The sequence below is a fragment of the Candidatus Symbiopectobacterium sp. NZEC135 genome, from assembly GCF_025962695.1.
Window position 1 is genome coordinate 1 of sequence record NZ_JAGFPF010001505.1, and the last position, 524, is coordinate 524.

General features: G+C 60.9%; 1 protein-coding gene. It reads left to right on the forward strand.

Translation table 11 applies throughout. The features are described 5' to 3' along the window. On the forward strand, nt 1-524 hold a 524-nt coding region (gene thiL / locus J5224_RS35060), incomplete at both ends, for a thiamine-phosphate kinase (RefSeq protein ID WP_264629396.1).

The window sequence follows — 524 nt, forward strand, 5'->3', positions numbered from 1 at the left end:
GCGTGGCTGGCGGCCTACAGCGATAGCCTGTTCACGCTGCTGGATTACTATGGCATGCAACTGATTGGCGGCGATACTACACGTGGCCCGCTGAGCCTTACCTTGACCATCCATGGATTGGTGCCCGCTGGTCGTGCGCTCACCCGTGCCGGTGCCCGCATTGGCGATTGGATCTACGTGACGGGAACGCTGGGTGACAGCGCCGCCGGGCTGGCGATTTTGCAACAGCGCTTACAGGTCAGTGATAGCGCGGCGCGCCAGTCGTTGGTGCAACGCCATTTGCGTCCTCAGCCGCGCATTCTGCAAGGACAGGCGTTGCGCACGCTCGCCAGCGCGGCTATCGATCTGTCGGATGGATTGATCTCGGATTTGCGCCATATTTTGGCGGCCAGTGATTGCGGCGCGCGCGTGCAGCTTGATGCCGTCCCTTATTCATCGGCAATGATGCAACACGTTGAACCCGAGCAGGCGATGCGCTGGGCGCTGTCTGGCGGGGAAGATTATGAACTGTGTTTTACCGTGCC